Raw genomic sequence first — 15,475 nt, forward strand, 5'->3', positions numbered from 1 at the left:
CTCATCACGGCGGTGCGGTGCGGGTTGGTGAGGAACGTGGTGGTGACCGTCTGGTGGAAGAACTCGCTGGTCACCACGATGATGCCGAGCAGCATCACGATCAGCAGGCCGAAGAACTGCCCGGTGGTGAACAGGTTCGAGGAGAGCGCGTCCGCGCTGGACGCCGCCGCCAGGGTGTCGGCCTGGTCGGCCGGCACCTCGCCGAGGTTGCCGTTGGTCAGGGTGTCGGCCTGCAGCCAGTTGATCAGCAGGGTGAGCGCCCAGAGCGGCAGCGAGATGAGCGCGAAGATCCACCAGGTGTTGGTGGTACGGATCTTGAGCAGCTCGGATCGGACCAGGTTCATCGGATGCCCGCCTTTCCGGCCGTCAGCTCCAGGAAGACCCGTTCCAGGTCGGGCCGTTCGGTGGTCAGTTCGTGCAGTTCCACGCCGGCCGCGAGGGCAGCGCGGCCGATGGCCGGCGCGTCCACCCCGGTGACCAGCAGCACGCCCTGCTCGTCGACGTTCACCGTCGCCGACTGCGCCTTGAGCGCAGTGGTCAGCGCCTCGGCCTGCGGCGTACGTACCCGGACCTGCGCGCCCTGTGCCATCGACCCGAGCACCTGGTCGACCGGGCCCTGCCGGATCAACTGGCCGGCGGCGATGATCACCACGTCGTCGGCGAGCAGCTGCATCTCGGACAGCAGGTGGCTGGAGACCAGCACCGTACGACCCTCGTGGGCGAGGTTCTTGAGGAACCCACGCATCCACCGGATGCCCTCCGGGTCCAACCCGTTGGCCGGCTCGTCGAGGATCAGCACCCGGGGGTCACCGAGCATCGCCGCGGCGATGCCGAGCCGCTGCTTCATGCCCAGCGAGTAACCCTTGAACTTGCGCTTCGCCGCCGGGGTCAACCCGACCAGTTCCAGCACCTCGGCGGCCCGCTGCTTGGGCAGCCCGGCCGCCGCGCAGATCACCCGCAGGTGGTTGATGCCGGTGCGGCCCTTGTGCGCGCTGGACGCCTCCAGGATCGCGCCGACGTGCCGCAGCGGGTCGGCGAGGTCCGCGTACCGGCTGCCGCTGATGGTGGCCGTGCCGGCGGTCGGGGTGACCAGGTTCAGCAACATGCGCAGCGTGGTGGTCTTACCAGCGCCGTTCGGGCCGAGGAAGCCGGTCACCCGCCCCGGCGCCACGGTGAAGGACAGGTTGTTCACCGCCCGGACGTTCTTGTACTGCTTTGTCAGACCGGACACCTCGATCTGACCGTCGCTGGTGGGGCTTCTCTGCCCGTCAGTCATCGTTCTCCTCCCGTGCGTGGCGTCGAGGTACGCCGTGGCACAGCGTGACGGCCCAATGCAACAAGGTCAATCAGGCACGGTCCGTATGTCCTGATCCGTCTCAGGGTGGAGACGGGTCCTCCCTGCGGTTGACGACCGGGATCAGCGGGCGATCCAGGTCGCCCGTGCCGCGCCCAGCAACGCGCCGTCCGGGCCGTACAGGCTGGTGTGCACGGTCGCCTTGCGCCCGTCGACGCCGAGCAGCGCCCCGGTCACCACGCACTCGTCGCCGGGCGCCGGCAGCGCGGCGACCACGGCGGCGATCCGGCCCAGCAGGTACGGGCGTCCGGGCGCGAGCACCGTCCACCCACCGGGACAGTCCAACGCCGCCCAGACCGTGGCCTCGCTGACTTGTCCGGGGGCCCGGAACGGCGCGGCGGTCCGCCCGTCCGGCAAGGGGCCGGGAAAGATCCGCAGCCCGTCGGACCGCTGCGGTCCGCAGACGTAACAGCCGGGGAACGGATGCTCGACCAGCCCCGGGTAGCGGGTCGCGGCGGCCACCGCGGTCTCCAGGTCGACCGGGGGTACGACGGCATCGACCGCGTCGACCGGGCGTACCTCGGCCACCAGGTCCCCCGCCGGGTCCCGGACCTCGCCGTCGACCAGCCGCAGCTCGGTCTCCAGCGGCGGTGGTCGGCGCAGTGTCACCTCGACCGGCCCGGTTCCGCCCGCCTCGGCGGCGAACACCCCCGCGCTCCATCCGCCGTTGCCGGAGCCGGTGGGCCCGTTGTAGCGGGACTCGATGCGCATCGTCGACCTCCAGGTGGCGTACCAGCGTCCTCGCCGGCCGTCCCGGCAGCCTCGCACGGGCGGAACCCTGTGGTGCTCGCGGTCTCGCCTGCCGGCGTTCATCCGATCGACACCGGTGGTCCCCGTGAATGGCAACCCAGGCACCTACACAGATCCCATGGCCGTTCTGCATGCCGCTGGCGCACCCCTGAAGACCAGCGGATACACCCTGCTGATCGCCGACGACCCCACCCAGGTCGCGGCCGCGCAACGCCTGCGCCACGAGGTGTTCGCCACCGAGCTCGGCGCCACCCTCCGTCCCGGCCAGGCCGGGCTGGACGTGGATCCCTTCGACGCGTACTGCGACCATCTGATCGTCCGTGAGGACAGCACCGGCGCGGTGGTCGGCACCTACCGGCTGCTGCCGCCCGGCCGGACCCCCCGCCGGTACGCCGAGGGCGAGTTCGACCTCACCGCGCTCGACTCCCTCCGCGACGACCTGGTGGAGACGGGCCGGTCCTGTGTGCATCCGGACCACCGCTCCGGCGCGGTGATCAACCTGATGTGGGCCGGTCTGACCCGCTACCTGCACCTGCGCGGCTCCCGCTGGCTCGGCGGCTGCGCCTCGGTGCCGGTGGACGACGGTGGACGGACGGTCGCCGAGGTCTGGGCCCAGGCCCAGACGCGGCACCTGTCGCCGCCGCCGCTGCGGGTCCGTCCGCTCCGACCCTGGTTCGCCGAACCGGCGGCCGCCGCACCGGTGACCGCCGCCGAGCCGGCTGGGCGCGTCGTGGTGCCGCCGCTGCTGCGGGGCTACCTCCGGCTCGGCGCGTGGATCTGCGGTGAACCCGCGTACGACAGCGACTTCGGGTGCGCGGACTTCTACGTGCTCTTCTCGCTGGACCGGATGAACCCGCGGTACCTGCGGCACTTCCTGGGCGGGGAGCAGCGGTGACCACCGTGGCGCACGACCTGTGGCGGCCCTCCTCGGGCTGCGACGACGACTGCCTGCCGGTGGCCGGTGAGGTGCCCACGGTGCCGGTGGCCCGTCGGGCGCTGCGATTGGCGGCGGCGGCCGGCATGTTGGTCGCCGGGGTCGGCCTGGTGCTGCTGCTGCCGGTGCTTCCAACCCGGGAACGGCAGGCGGCGGTACGCGGCTGGGCCCGGGCCACCATTCGCGCCTTCGGCGTCCGGCTGGTGATCCGGGGCCGGCTGCCCCGACGGCGGGCGCTGCTGGTCGCCAACCACGTCTCGTGGCTGGACATCCTCGCGGTCCTGGCGGTCGCGCCCACCCGGATGGTCGCCAAACGGGAGATCCGCTCCTGGCCGGTGGTCGGCCTGTTGGCGGCGGCGGCGGGCACTGTCTTCGTGGACCGGTCCCGCCCGAGAGCACTGCCGAGCACCGTCGGCCGGGTCGCGGACGCGTTGCGCGCCGGCCGGTCGGTGGCGGTCTTCCCGGAGGGTACGACCTGGTGTGCGGGTGACGGTGCCGACGATTGCCGCCCTGGTGGTGGTTTCCGGCCCGCGACGTTCCAGGCGGCGATCGACGCAGGCAGCCCGGTGGTGCCGCTGCGGCTCGCCTACCGCTGCGACGCGACCGGCTCCGCGACCACGGCGACCGCCTTCCTCGGCGCGGACACCCTGCTGCGGTCGGTGGCCCGGGTGGTCGCGGCGCGGGAGATCGTGGTTTCGGTGACGATCGCCGCCGCACTGCACCCCGCCCGGGACGCCGATCGGCGGTTGCTGGCCCGGGCCGCCGAGTCGGCCGTACACCTGCTGCCCGCATCGGACGCGGCGACGCGGACCCGCTTGCGTGCGGTTCCCACAGTGGCCCCGGCGGTCCCCGTCCCGACGCCGACCACAGGAAGCGACCTGGACCTGGCGGCCTAAGCCCGCCCGCCCCCGCCCGCCCCCGTCCCCGCCCCCGCCCTCCACCCCGCGCCCTCCCGGGCCCCCGCCCCGCGCCCTCCCGGGCCCCCGCCCCGCGCCCTCCCGGGCCCCCGCCCCGCGCCCTCCCGGGCCCCCCGCCCCGCGGCCTCCGCCGCGGGATCACCCGCCAAGATCCGCGCAGGATCGGGGATGTTGCTGCCTCCGGAGCGCCTGAGGCAGCAACATCCGGGAAGTTGCGCGGATCTTGGGCGCGGCGCGGCGCGGCGCGGGGCGGGTGGCGCGGGCGGCGCGGGGCGGGCGGGCGTGGGTGGTGTGGGGGTTTCGGCAGAGGTCTTGGGGGTTGGTGGTCTGGCGGCTCGCGACCTATCTTGTGATGTCGCGATGTATCGCGTTAGTGTCTCCTGGTGTGGCACGTGTCGGCGTGTCGCATCGTCGAGAGGGGGACGCCATGGCCGGATGGACGGTCGAGAGCCCGCAGCGGCTCACCGTGGACGGTCCGGTCACCCGGCTGGACGTCCGGCTGGTGAGCGGACGGCTCAACGTGGTCGCCACCGACGGCCCGACCCGGATCGACGTCACCCAGGTCGGTCGCCGGCCGGTAGTGATCGACCACTCCGACGGCCGGCTCAGCATCCGCCAGGAGCGCGGCCGGAGCTGGTCGGACGTCCTGCGGTGGTTTCGGATGATCCACCGGTACCCGCGGGTGGACGTCTCCGTCGCCGTGCCCGCCGACGTCCTCGCCGATCTGGGTCTGGTCGCGGGCTCGTTGGTCGCCTCCGGCCTGCGCCGGCAGACCACAGTGCACGTCGTCTCCGGCCAGATCACCCTGATGGGCCTGCGGGGCAACACCTCCGCGACCATCACGTCCGGGCCGGTGGAGGCGCTCGGCATCCGTGGCGACCTCTCCATGGAGACGGTCTCCGGCGAGGTGATCCTCGCCGACAGCGCCGCCGACCGGGTGCGGGCGCAGACCGTCTCCGGCGCGATCACCTGCGACCTGGTGGAGAACCCTCGACGCAGCGAGATCCGGCTGACCACCATCTCGGGCGGCATCACCGTCCGGGTCCGCGAGGACAGCGACCTCGCCGTGCAACTGCAGACCGCCTCGGGCCGGATCACCAGTGGCTTTCCGCAGATCCGCACCTCGACGTTCCCACTGCGCAGCAGTGAAGGGGTGCTCGGCGCGGGCGAAGGTAAGCTCTGGGCTTCCGCGACCTCGGGGAGCATCGCCCTGCTCGCCCGAGCCGTCGACGACGATGGGGAGGAGTTGCCGTGACCGCCGTGTTCAGCCACGGACGGCTCCGGCTCTACCTGCTCAAGCTCCTCGACGACGGCCCGAAGCACGGGTACGAGCTGATCCGCCTTCTGGAGGACCGGTTCCTCGGGCTCTACGCGCCCAGCGCCGGCACCATCTACCCCCGCCTCCAACGGTTGGAGGCCGAGGGCCTCGTCAGCCACACCGCAGCCGGTGGCCGCAAGACGTACGACATCACCGACGCTGGTCGTGCCGAGCTGCGCCAGCGGGCCGGCGAGTTGACCGAGCTGGAAGCGGACATCGCCGCCTCGGTGGCCGACCTCTCCAGCCTGGCCGGCGAGATCCGCAGCGAGGTACGCGGGTCGGTACGCGACCTCAAGCGGGAGCTGAGCGAGGCCACCCGGCAGACCCGGCGTACCCGGTGGGAGACGCCCGCACCGCCGCCCCGGCCGGCGTCGGCCACCGGGCCGCACGCCGCGCTGCTCGACGAGTTCGACACGCGGCTGGCCGCGTTCACCTCCGAGGTGGGTCAACTCGTGCGCGCCCGACGGTTCAGCGAGACGCAACTCCGCACCGCGATCAGGTTGCTCGACGGCGCCCTGGACGGGCTGCGCCGCCTGTTGCGCTGAGTCGGAAAACCAGTCGACCGCGACTCACAGGGTTTTTGCAGGAACCGTCCAGCGCCGACGCAGTGATGTCACCGATGATGGGCCCATGCCCGCTACCCAGACCGAGGCGCGACTCCTCGTGGTCGAGGACGACCCCAACATCCTCGAACTGCTCTCCGCGAGCCTGCGGTTCGCGGGCTTCGACGTGGCCACCGCGACAAGTGGGAGCGCGGCGCTCAACGCCGCCAAGGACCACCGGCCCGACCTGGTGGTCCTCGACGTGATGCTGCCGGACCTGGACGGGTTCGAGGTCATCCGCATGCTCCGCGAGGGCGGCACGCGTACCCCGGTGGTCTTCCTGACCGCCCGGGACGCCACCGACGACAAGATCCGTGGCCTCACCCTGGGCGGTGACGACTACGTCACCAAGCCGTTCAGCCTGGAGGAGTTGACCGCCCGGATCCGCGCCGTGCTGCGCCGCACCACGACCGGCGAGCAGGCACCCTCCCGGCTCACCTTCGCCGACCTGGAGTTGGACGAGGAGACCCACGAGGTGCACCGGGCCGGGCAGCGCGTGCAGCTCTCGCCGACGGAGTTCAAGCTGCTGCGGTACCTGATGCTCAACGCCAACCGGGTGCTGTCCAAGGCGCAGATCCTCGACCACGTCTGGAACTACGACTTCCGCGGTGACGACAACATCGTCGAGTCCTACATCTCGTACCTGCGGCGCAAGGTCGACACCACCCAGCCTCGGCTGATCCACACCCTCCGTGGCGTCGGGTACGTCCTGCGCAAGCCGGCGGCGTGAACCCGGTCCAGCAGGCGAAGGGGCGGGTGCGCGGCGTTCCACTGCGGATCAAGCTGGTCACCTCGGTGCTGGCGCTGGTCGCCGTCGCGCTGCTGGTGATCAGCGTCTCGACCGCGTACTTCCTGCACAACTACCTGGTCGACCAGATCGACCTGGAGCTGCGTAGCTCGGCCAAGGGAATCCAGTCCATCACGGAGAAGGGGATCCAGTCGATCACGCCGTCGACGAACACCGTCTCGCTGCCCAGCGACTACGTGGTCGTGCTGACCGACGCGCGGACCGGCAGGGTGCAACCGCCCCTGTACGACTCGTCCCGCTTCGGGGTGGACGATCTGCCGCCGTGGCCGAGTGACGCGAGCGGCTTCCAGGCGCAGGACGAGGCCCGCGAGGGAAATCCGTTCACCGTTCGGGCCCGGGACAGCTCGGTGCGCTGGCGGATGCTCTACACCGAGCTGCCCAACGGCCAGATGGCCGTGATCGGCCAGCACCTGACGGATGTCGACCAGGCCGTCAAACGACTGGCCTGGATCGACCTGCTGGTCGGCGGTGCGGTGCTGATCATGCTGGCCTCGGTCGGCGCGGCGATCGTCCGCACCAGCCTGAAACCGCTGGTGGAGATCGAACGCACCGCCGCCGCCATTGCCGGGGGTGACCTGACCCGCCGGGTGCCCGATCCGGAGCAGGGGCAGGAGCATCCCACCTCCGAGCTGGGGCGGCTCTCCCGCGCGCTCAACGCGATGCTCACCCAGATCGAGGTGGCGTTCACCGCCCGAGCAGCCTCGGAGACCGCGGCGAGGTGGGCGGAGAGCGCCGCCCGGGACGCGGCGGCCTCCGCCCAGGCATCCGAGGCGCGGGCCCGGCGCTCGGAGGAGCGGATGCGGCAGTTCGTCGCGGACGCCTCGCACGAGCTACGGACCCCGCTGACCACCATCCGTGGTTTCGCCGAGCTGTACCGGCAGGGCGCCTCCCGCGCGCCGGAGCAGACCGCCGGCCTGCTGCGCCGCATCGAGGACGAAGCGGCGCGGATGGGACTGCTGGTGGAGGACCTGCTGCTGCTCGCCCGCCTGGACCGGGAACGGCCGCTCTCGCTGACTCCGGTGGAGCTGCCGGTGCTCGCCTCCGACGCGGTGCACGCGGCCCGGGCGATCGCCCCGGACCGGCGCATCGAGCTGGAGATCGCGCCCGACGCGGGCCCGCTCGTGGTCTCCGCCGACGACGCGCGGCTGCGCCAGGTGATCGGCAACCTGGTCACCAACGCGTTGACCCACACTCCGACCGACGCCGAGATCCGTGTGCGGTTGCGCAGCGAACCGGGCGGCTTCGCCGTGGTGGAGGTGGCCGACACCGGCCCGGGCCTCTCCCCGGAGCAGGCCGAACGGGTCTTCGAGCGATTCTACCGGGCGGACGCGGCACGGACCCGGCGGGCTGACGGCAACACCGGCACCGGCCTCGGCCTGGCCATCGTGGCGGCGTTGGTCGCGGCTCACCACGGTTCGGTCGAGGTGGCCGAGACGCCGGGTGGCGGGGCTACCTTCCGGGTCCGGCTTCCGCTGCTGGCACAGGTCGACGACGCCGGCGAGTGACTTTCAGCCAACTTCCAGGACGGTTCCAGCTTGATCGCAGAGCTGGGGGGGAAGGTAGTGCCATGACCGAGTTCGAGTCCGACCCGCAGCGCCGGCCGGCCCCCACCGACGCCGAGCCGTCGCACCCCACCGCCGAGCTGCCGCGCGACGAGCGCGCGCAGTCCGACTCCCCGACCACTCCCATCGAGGTCGTCTCCACCAGCGGTGACGACACGCCGACGAGCGCCGTGACCCCGACCGCGTCGCCCGCGCCGGCCGGCCCCTCCGCGCCCGCCCACCAGCCGACCGGGTACGAGCCGCCGACCGCCTACCAGCCCTCGGCCGCCACCCCGTCCGCGCCGCCGTACCCGGTCTCCGGCTACCCGGCGCACGGCCAGTCCGGCTACCCGCAGCAGAGCGCCGGTCAGTACCCCGGTGCTCCCTGGTACCCGGGCCAGCAGTCCGGCTGGGCCGGCGGGGGCCAGCCGGGCATGGCGTACCCGGGTCAGCACCAGCAGCACGCCCAGCACCCCGGGCAGCACCCCCAGCACCCGGGCCAGCCGGTTCCTCCGTGGGGCCCGCAGGTCGCGCCGCCCGGCAGCGGCCCTCGGCCGGGTCGGATCGCCAAGTTCGCCGGGGCCGGCGTCGCGGTGTTCGCCCTGATGCTCGGGTCGGGCGTCGCCGGTGGCGCGCTCGCCCTGGCCCTCGACGGTGACGGCGGCGGCGTCACCCGCACCTACTCGGCGGCACCGGTGATCAACGGCGCGGACCTGCCGAAGATCGCCGCGTCCGTGCAGGACAGCGTCGTCTCGATCACCACCGACAGCGGTGAGGGTTCCGGGGTGGTGCTCAGCGCCGACGGGTACGTGCTGACCAACAACCACGTGGTCGCCTCCGCCGCCGGTGGCAACGTGCTGGTGATCTTCGCTGACGGCAAGAAGGCCGAGGCGAAGGTCATCGGCACCGACCCGAAGACCGACCTGGCCGTGGTCAAGGCCAACGGCGTGAGCGACCTCAAGGCGGCCAAGTTCGGTGACAGCGACGCCATGCAGGTCGGTGACCAGGTGCTGGCGTTGGGCAGCCCGCTCGGCCTGCAGGGTTCGGTGACGTCGGGCATCCTCAGCGCCCGCGACCGCACCATCCGGGCCGGCGAGGGTCAGCCGCAGGACCCGACCCAGCAGCAGAGCCAGACCGTCAGCTCGATCTCCGGCCTGCTCCAGACCGACGCGCCGATCAACCCCGGCAACTCCGGCGGCGCGCTGGTCAACACCCGGGGCGAGGTGATCGGCGTGAACACCGCCATCGCGACCTCCGGCCAGAGCACCGGCAACATCGGCGTCGGCTTCGCCATCCCCAGCAACAAGGCCAAGGACGTCGCGGGCAAGCTCCAGCGCGGCGAGAAGGTCAGCCACCCGTCGCTCGGGGTCGGCGTCAACCAGGCCGAAGGCGGCGGCGCGCTCGTCGCGTCGGTCACCCCGGGCAGCCCGGCCGAGAAGGCCGGCCTCCAGCGCGGCGACGTCGTCACCCGGTTCGGCGACAAGCCGGTCAACGACTCCGACGACCTGGTCGGCGCGGTGCAGGCCGGCAAGGTCGGCGACCGGGTCGAGGTGCAGTTCAAGCGCAACGGCGACGAGAAGACGGTGACCGTGACGCTCGCCGAGACGCCGTGACACACATCTGAACCTGCCTCCCTCCGGCGGCGGGTGGTGGAGCCGAGGGGGTCGGCTCCGTCACCCGCCGCTCTTTTCCGCCGTGACGGCGGTTCACCCTGATCGGGTGAACCGCCGTCACCCGGTTCTCCGGCACCTTCGGGAGCGACGAGTCTCGGCGACCGGAACCGGGGGTAGGTGTCGTGACCGACGTGGTGGATGTCCGCGACGACCAGCGGATCCAACGCGACGTCCTGGCGCAGCTCGCCTGGGACGCCCAGCTGCAACCGAACGAGATCGGTGTGAGCGTCGACGAGGGTGTGGTCACGCTGACCGGCTTCGTGGACGGTGCCGCCCGCGGTTGGGCGGCGACCCGGTGCGCGCAGCGGGTCCGCGGCGTCCGGGCGGTGGCCGACGAGATCGAGGTGCGGCTGCCGGGCACGCCGGGGCGTACCGACGGCGAGGTCGCCATCGCCGCCGCCCGCGCGCTGGAGTGGGACAGTTTCGTGCCCGCCGAGCGGCTGGACGTGACGGTGGCCAACGGGTGGCTGATGCTCCGCGGTGAGGTCGAGTTCGGGTGGCAGCGGCGTGCCGCCGAGGGGGCGGTGCGCCGGCTCGACGGCGTACGGGGGATCACCAACCTGATCGAGGTGCGACCGCCGGCGCCACCGGCCGAACTGCTGCGTCGGGACGTGCAGCGGGCGCTGGCGCGCACCATCGGTGCCGAGCGGGTGACCGTCGAGGTGGACGGCGACACGCTCGTCCTGGCCGGGGTGGTCCGGTCCTGGTGGGAACGCGACCAGGTCGAGCGGGTGGCCTGGTCCGCGCCGGGCGTACGGGTGGTGCACGACCAACTCCTGGTCGGCGGGTGAGCGTCCGGCTTGTCCGGTTTACCGGGGGCGTCCCGGGGAACTCGCCGCCGACCGTTCCGACCGCCGGTGACGCTTGCACCGGGGACCAACGCGGAGGACTCGTGGCCCTGATCCACCCGCCCGCGGACCGGCCGAGAGGGCGGTCGTTGCGCATCGCGATGGTGGTCCCGCCATGGTTGTCAGTGCCGCCTCCCGGCTACGGCGGCCTCGAACAGGTCGTCGCCGGCCTGGTGGACGCCCTCAGCGTGCAGGGACACGCGGTCACGCTGTTCGGTGCCGGTAGCGACCACGGCACGGCGGCCGACGGCTTCGTCTCCACAGTTCCCGAGGTCCAGTACGAGCGGCTCGGCGAGTCACTGCCGGAGCTGGCCCACCTGGCCCGGGTGAACCGGCTGATCACGGCCGCCGACTTCGACGTGATCCACGACCACACCACGATCGGCCCGCTGGTCGCCGGCCGCCGGGCGGTGCCGACGGTCGCGACCGTGCACGGCAACCCCGTCGGGGAGTACGGCGACGTGCTGAGCGACGTCGACCAGGGCGTCGCCCTGGTGGCCATCTCGCACGCTCAACGTCGCTTGAACACCGACCTGCCCTGGGCCGGCACCGTGCACAACGCACTGGACATCAGTGGTTTCCCGCGGAAGAACGCGCCCGGCCGGGGGCCGGTGCTGTGGCTGGCCCGGTTCAGCCCGGACAAGGGCCCGGAGGTCGCCATCCGGGCCTGCCGGGAGGCCGGGTTGCCCCTGCTGCTGGCCGGCAAGTGCAACGAGCCGGCCGAGCGTCGCTACTACGAGCAGGTCGTCGCGCCGCTGGTCGACGAGGACGTGACTGTCGTGCTCAACGCCGACCGCGCGGAGACGCTGCGGATGCTCGTCGACGCCCGCTGTCTGATCATGCCGATCCAGTGGGACGAGCCGTTCGGCATGGTGATGCTGGAAGCGATGGCGACCGGCACACCTGTGGTGGCGCTCAACCGGGGCGCGGTGCCGGAGCTGGTGCGCCCCGGGCTGACCGGGCTGGTGTGCGAACGGCCGGAGGAGCTGCCCGCCGCGGTGCTCGCCGTCGAGCAGCTCGACCCGGAGGACTGCGTGGCGCACGTCGCGGAGAACTTCTCGGTCGAGCGGATGGCGAACGACTACGTCGAGGTCTACCGAGGTTTCGCCGTCAGGGGTCACGACCTCCGCGAATCGGCCTGGGTGCCGGTCCGCTGACCTGCCCCGGTCTGTGGGCGCGGCCGGCGGTGACCGTCGGTCACCTCCGTCAGGGCGGATGCGACGGTGCGCGATATACCTCAGAGTCATATTTATGACTCTGAGGTATATCGCTCAACAGCACATCGGCACGGTGGGCCAGCCGAAGCGGATGGCGACCACCGACCAGACTTCGGACCCACTCGTCTAGACCCGGGCTGCCCCCAGGTCGGCGATCGCGGCGTCGAGCTGCGACGCGTACCCCGGACTGATGCCACCCTCGCCGAGGCGCACCGCGACCTTTTCCCGCAGCCGGGCCACCGGCGGCGCCAGTTCGTCGCGGCCGGAACTGACCGCGGCCGTCAGGTTGCGCAGCTCGTTGCGCAGGTCGAGACCCACGTCGTCACGGATCTCCCCGGCGTTCAGGCCTGCGGTGATCAGCCCGTCGACCCGGCCGGCCGCCTCGACCAGGCTCCCCGGACGCGACGTGGGCGTGTTGCCGGTGCTCGGCGTCGTCGGCGAGGGCGTGGTCGGCTCGGACGACGGTGGAACTGGCGGGTCGCTGGGCGAGGTCGTCGTCGGGCCCACCGAGGGCTGCGTGCGGGGCGTCGGCCGCTGCTCGGGCAGCAGGGCCACACCGGCCAGTGCCACACCGACGGCCAGGACGAGCAGCAGTGCCAGCCGTCGTCGGGACCAACCCGAGTCGGCCGCCGCCCCTTCGGCCGCCGCCCCTTCGGCCGCCGGCGGCGGGTCGACCGGCTGCGGCGGAAGAGGCCGGGTGGGCACCCGGATGGTCGCGGCCGGGGGATCGGGCGGCAGCAGATGGCCGCGCAACACTGTGGCGACCTGCCGGGCGGTCGGCCGGTCGGCCGGATCCCGGGCGAGGCTGCGCAGGCAGATCCGGGCCACCGGCGGGGGCAGCTCCGGCAGCTCGGCGAGTGTCGGTGGCGGGCCGTCGGCCAGGGCGGCGCTGAGCTGCTCCCAGGTGTCGGCCGGGTACGGAACCCGACCGGTGAGCGCCTCGTACAGCAGCACGCCGAGTGAGTACACGTCGGTGGACGGCTGGGCCGGCGCGCCGTCGAGGCGTTCCGGCGCGACGTACGCGGGCGTGCCGAAGGTCTCGCCGTCCTCGTCCTCGTCCGGTGCGCCGATCCGGGTGGCGATGCCGAAGTCGAGCACCTTGACGCCCGTGCCGGTCATCATCACGTTGGCCGGGGTGATGTCCCGGTGCACGATGCCGAGCCGGTGCGCCGCGGCCAGTGCCTCCGCGACCTGCGCGCCCACCTGGACCGCCTCGGCCCACGGCAACGGCCCCTCGGTGAGGCGCAGCTCCAACTCCTCGCCGTCGAGCAGCTCCATCACCACGAACGAGGTGATCGAACCGTCCGGATCGACAGTCTCGCCGTAGTCGTGCACCGAGGTCAGGTGTGGGTGCACCAACTGGGCCGCGGCCCGGGCCTCCTCGCGCACCATGCCCCGGAAACGCGCGTCGGCGGCCAGCGAAGGAGCGAGGACCTTGAGGGCGACCAGCCGGTCCAGCACCTCGTCCCGGGCGCGCCAGATGACCGACATGCCGCCGGCACCGATCTGGTCGAGAAGTCGATATCTGCGAGCCAGCAACCGGCCCGGATGCAGTGCTGCCTTCACAGATCGCACCTGCCTCAGGGGTGGGAGCGGTATCAGGTTGCGCGAATGTGTCCTGCCTGTCAACGCCGTCGCCGCGCCGGTCGGCGGGCGGTGCCTGGTGTGCGCCGACCGCCCGGCGACGGTGGCCGGCCGGTCGGCTGCGCGCCCGTGCCAGGATGAGGGGCATGGCGGGGGGACCTGTGGCATTCGTGCTCGGCGGCGGGGGCGTGCTCGGCGCGGTCGAGGTGGGCATGTTGCGCGCGTTGTTCCGCGCCGGCATCAAACCCGACATGGTGCTCGGCACCTCGATCGGCGCGGTGAACGGCGCGCTGGTCGCCGCCGACCCGACGGAGGCGGTGACCGACCGGCTCGTCCGGCTCTGGGCCTCGCCGGAGGCGAGCGAGGTGTACGGGGACTCGGTCGCCCGGCAGTTGCGCCGCTTCGCCGCCCGTACCCATCTGCACTCACCTCGCCCACTGCGCCGGTTGCTGGAGACCGAGCTGGGGGTGGACACCACCTTCGCCGACCTGCGGGTGCCCTTTCGCTGCTGCGCCGCGCACATCGAGCGGGCGGCCGAGCACTGGTTCGACAGCGGTCCGGTGGTGCCGGCGGTGCTGGCGTCGGCCTCGGTGCCCGGCCTGCTCCCGCCCATGCAGATCGACGGCGCGCACTACGTGGACGGGGGCATCGTCAACTCCATCCCGATCGGCGAGGCGGTGGCCGTCGGCGCACGTCGGATCTACGTCCTCCAGGTGGGCCGCATCGAGCGGGAGTTGACGCCGCCCCGACGGCCGTGGGAGATCGCCCAGGTCGCGTTCGAGATCTCCCGCCGACACCGGTTCTTCCGCGAGTTGGCGGCGCTGCCCGAGGGAGTGGAGGTGCACGTCCTGCCGACCGGTGGGCTCAACCCCCGCGACGACACGCCGTGGGCGTACCGGGACATGGCGGCCGTGGGGCGGCGGATCAGCCGGGCGTACACCGCCTCCCGCCGCTACCTCGCCACCCACCAGGAGCGATGATGCCGCTGCCCCCCAGGTGGCTGCGTCGGTTGCTGTTCGCCCCCGCCGTGGTGGGGCTGGCGTTCGTGGTGGTCACCACCCTGCCGATCTGGGCGCTGCTCGCCGCCGCCGCGTCTCCGCTGGTCCCGGGTCGGTTGCGGCCGCTGCGGCTGCTCTGGATCGGGTGCGTCTACCTGGTCTGGGACGCCGCCGCGCTGATCGCGCTGTTCCTGCTCTGGGTCGCCTCCGGCTTCGGCTGGCGGACCCGGTCCCCGGCCTTCCAACGCGCGCACTACGTGCTGGCCGGCTGGTTCCTGCGGGTGCTGTTCTGGCAGGCACGGTGGACACTGCGGCTGAGCATCGACGTGGTGGGCACCGACCCGGACACCGCGCTGCCCGGCCGGCCCGAGTTGGTGCTGTGCCGGCACGCCGGGCCGGGCGACTCGTTCATCCTGATCCACGGGCTGGTCAACTGGTTCAAACGGGAGCCACGCATCGTCCTCAAGGACAGCCTCCAGTGGGACCCGGCGATCGACGTGCTGCTCAACAGGCTGCCCAACCGGTTCATCGCGCCGACGCCGGAGCGCGGCGAGGAGACGGTACGCCAGGTCGGACACCTGGCTGCGGGCCTGGACGACAACGACGCGTTCGTGATCTTCCCGGAGGGCGGCAACTTCACCCCCAAGCGGCGGCTGCGTGCCATCGCCCGGCTGCGCTCGCTCGGGATGGAACGGATGGCACTGCGCGCCGAGCGGATGCGTCACGTACTCGCCCCGCAGCCCGGCGGAATGCTGGCCGCGCTGGACGCCGCCCCGGACGCCGGGGTCATCTTCGTCGCCCACACCGGGTTGGACCGGATGCTCACGGTGGCGGACGTCTGGCGGGAACTTCCGATGGACAAGCGGATCGTGATGCGGTTCTGGTCCGTGCCGCCGGAGGACATCCCGGTCGGGCGGCAGCAACGCATCGG

At 72.5% G+C, this 15,475-nt stretch carries 14 protein-coding genes and 1 pseudogene; 11 read left to right on the forward strand and 4 right to left on the reverse strand.

Going from position 1 to position 15,475, the window contains the following annotated elements; translation table 11 throughout:
• The 3 genes and pseudogenes from O7631_RS33165 to O7631_RS33175 all read right to left on the reverse strand — a co-directional run.
• Positions 1 to 344, reverse strand: a pseudogene (locus O7631_RS33165) (ABC transporter permease); the annotation flags it as partial.
• Complete coding sequence (locus tag O7631_RS33170; RefSeq protein ID WP_278142475.1) at positions 341 to 1,276, reverse strand: ABC transporter ATP-binding protein; 936 nt, start codon at positions 1,274 to 1,276, stop codon at positions 341 to 343. The pseudogene O7631_RS33165 and the gene O7631_RS33170, both read right to left, overlap by 4 nt.
• A gap of 141 nt (positions 1,277 to 1,417) precedes the next feature.
• On the reverse strand, positions 1,418 to 2,065 hold the full coding sequence (locus O7631_RS33175) for a hypothetical protein (RefSeq protein WP_278142474.1): 648 nt from the start codon (positions 2,063 to 2,065) through the stop codon (positions 1,418 to 1,420).
• 157 nt (positions 2,066 to 2,222) lie between these two features.
• Here O7631_RS33175 and O7631_RS33180 point away from each other — a divergent pair, with 157 nt between their 5' ends.
• The 9 genes from O7631_RS33180 (at position 2,223) to O7631_RS33220 (ending at position 11,902) form a co-directional block, all read left to right on the forward strand.
• Positions 2,223 to 2,999 carry a GNAT family N-acyltransferase gene (locus O7631_RS33180; protein ID WP_278142473.1) on the forward strand — a complete coding sequence of 259 codons (777 nt, stop codon included), beginning with the start codon at positions 2,223 to 2,225 and terminating at the stop codon, positions 2,997 to 2,999.
• Positions 2,996 to 3,934: a lysophospholipid acyltransferase family protein gene (locus tag O7631_RS33185; protein ID WP_278142472.1), complete on the forward strand. Its 939-nt coding sequence runs from the start codon at positions 2,996 to 2,998 to the stop codon at positions 3,932 to 3,934. The genes O7631_RS33180 and O7631_RS33185 overlap by 4 nt, the downstream gene beginning before the upstream one ends.
• Before the next feature lie 448 nt (positions 3,935 to 4,382).
• Positions 4,383 to 5,210: a DUF4097 family beta strand repeat-containing protein gene (locus O7631_RS33190; RefSeq protein ID WP_278142471.1), complete on the forward strand. Its 828-nt coding sequence runs from the start codon at positions 4,383 to 4,385 to the stop codon at positions 5,208 to 5,210.
• Complete coding sequence (locus O7631_RS33195; protein WP_278142470.1) at positions 5,207 to 5,818, forward strand: PadR family transcriptional regulator; 612 nt, start codon at positions 5,207 to 5,209, stop codon at positions 5,816 to 5,818. The genes O7631_RS33190 and O7631_RS33195 overlap by 4 nt, the downstream gene beginning before the upstream one ends.
• A gap of 85 nt (positions 5,819 to 5,903) precedes the next feature.
• Entirely contained in the window at positions 5,904 to 6,605 is a 702-nt protein-coding gene (locus O7631_RS33200; protein WP_030336721.1) for a response regulator transcription factor, read from the forward strand.
• A complete protein-coding gene (locus tag O7631_RS33205; RefSeq protein ID WP_278142469.1) occupies positions 6,602 to 8,188 on the forward strand; it encodes a HAMP domain-containing sensor histidine kinase in 1,587 nt (528 codons plus the stop codon). Before O7631_RS33200 ends, O7631_RS33205 begins: the two co-directional genes overlap by 4 nt.
• Positions 8,189 to 8,250: 62 nt before the next feature.
• Positions 8,251 to 9,837, forward strand: coding sequence for a trypsin-like peptidase domain-containing protein (locus O7631_RS33210; protein WP_278147798.1), 1,587 nt, complete (start codon positions 8,251 to 8,253; stop codon positions 9,835 to 9,837).
• 182 nt (positions 9,838 to 10,019) lie between these two features.
• Complete coding sequence (locus tag O7631_RS33215; protein WP_278147797.1) at positions 10,020 to 10,688, forward strand: BON domain-containing protein; 669 nt, start codon at positions 10,020 to 10,022, stop codon at positions 10,686 to 10,688.
• Positions 10,689 to 10,846: 158 nt separating this feature from the next.
• Entirely contained in the window at positions 10,847 to 11,902 is a 1,056-nt protein-coding gene (locus O7631_RS33220) for a glycosyltransferase family 4 protein (protein WP_278148097.1), read from the forward strand.
• 186 nt (positions 11,903 to 12,088) lie between these two features.
• Here O7631_RS33220 and O7631_RS33225 read toward each other — a convergent pair whose 3' ends face one another.
• A complete protein-coding gene (locus O7631_RS33225) occupies positions 12,089 to 13,528 on the reverse strand; it encodes a serine/threonine-protein kinase (RefSeq protein WP_278147796.1) in 1,440 nt (479 codons plus the stop codon).
• A 164-nt stretch (positions 13,529 to 13,692) separates the two neighbouring features.
• Here O7631_RS33225 and O7631_RS33230 point away from each other — a divergent pair, with 164 nt between their 5' ends.
• On the forward strand, positions 13,693 to 14,526 hold the full coding sequence (locus O7631_RS33230) for a patatin-like phospholipase family protein (protein ID WP_278147795.1): 834 nt from the start codon (positions 13,693 to 13,695) through the stop codon (positions 14,524 to 14,526).
• A partial coding sequence (locus O7631_RS33235; protein WP_278148107.1) for a 1-acyl-sn-glycerol-3-phosphate acyltransferase occupies positions 14,526 to 15,475 on the forward strand: 950 nt, incomplete at its 3' end. The genes O7631_RS33230 and O7631_RS33235, both read left to right, overlap by 1 nt.

Origin of the sequence: Micromonospora sp. WMMD967 (assembly GCF_029626165.1) — a bacterium.
Lineage (GTDB): Bacteria > Actinomycetota > Actinomycetes > Mycobacteriales > Micromonosporaceae > Micromonospora > Micromonospora taraxaci.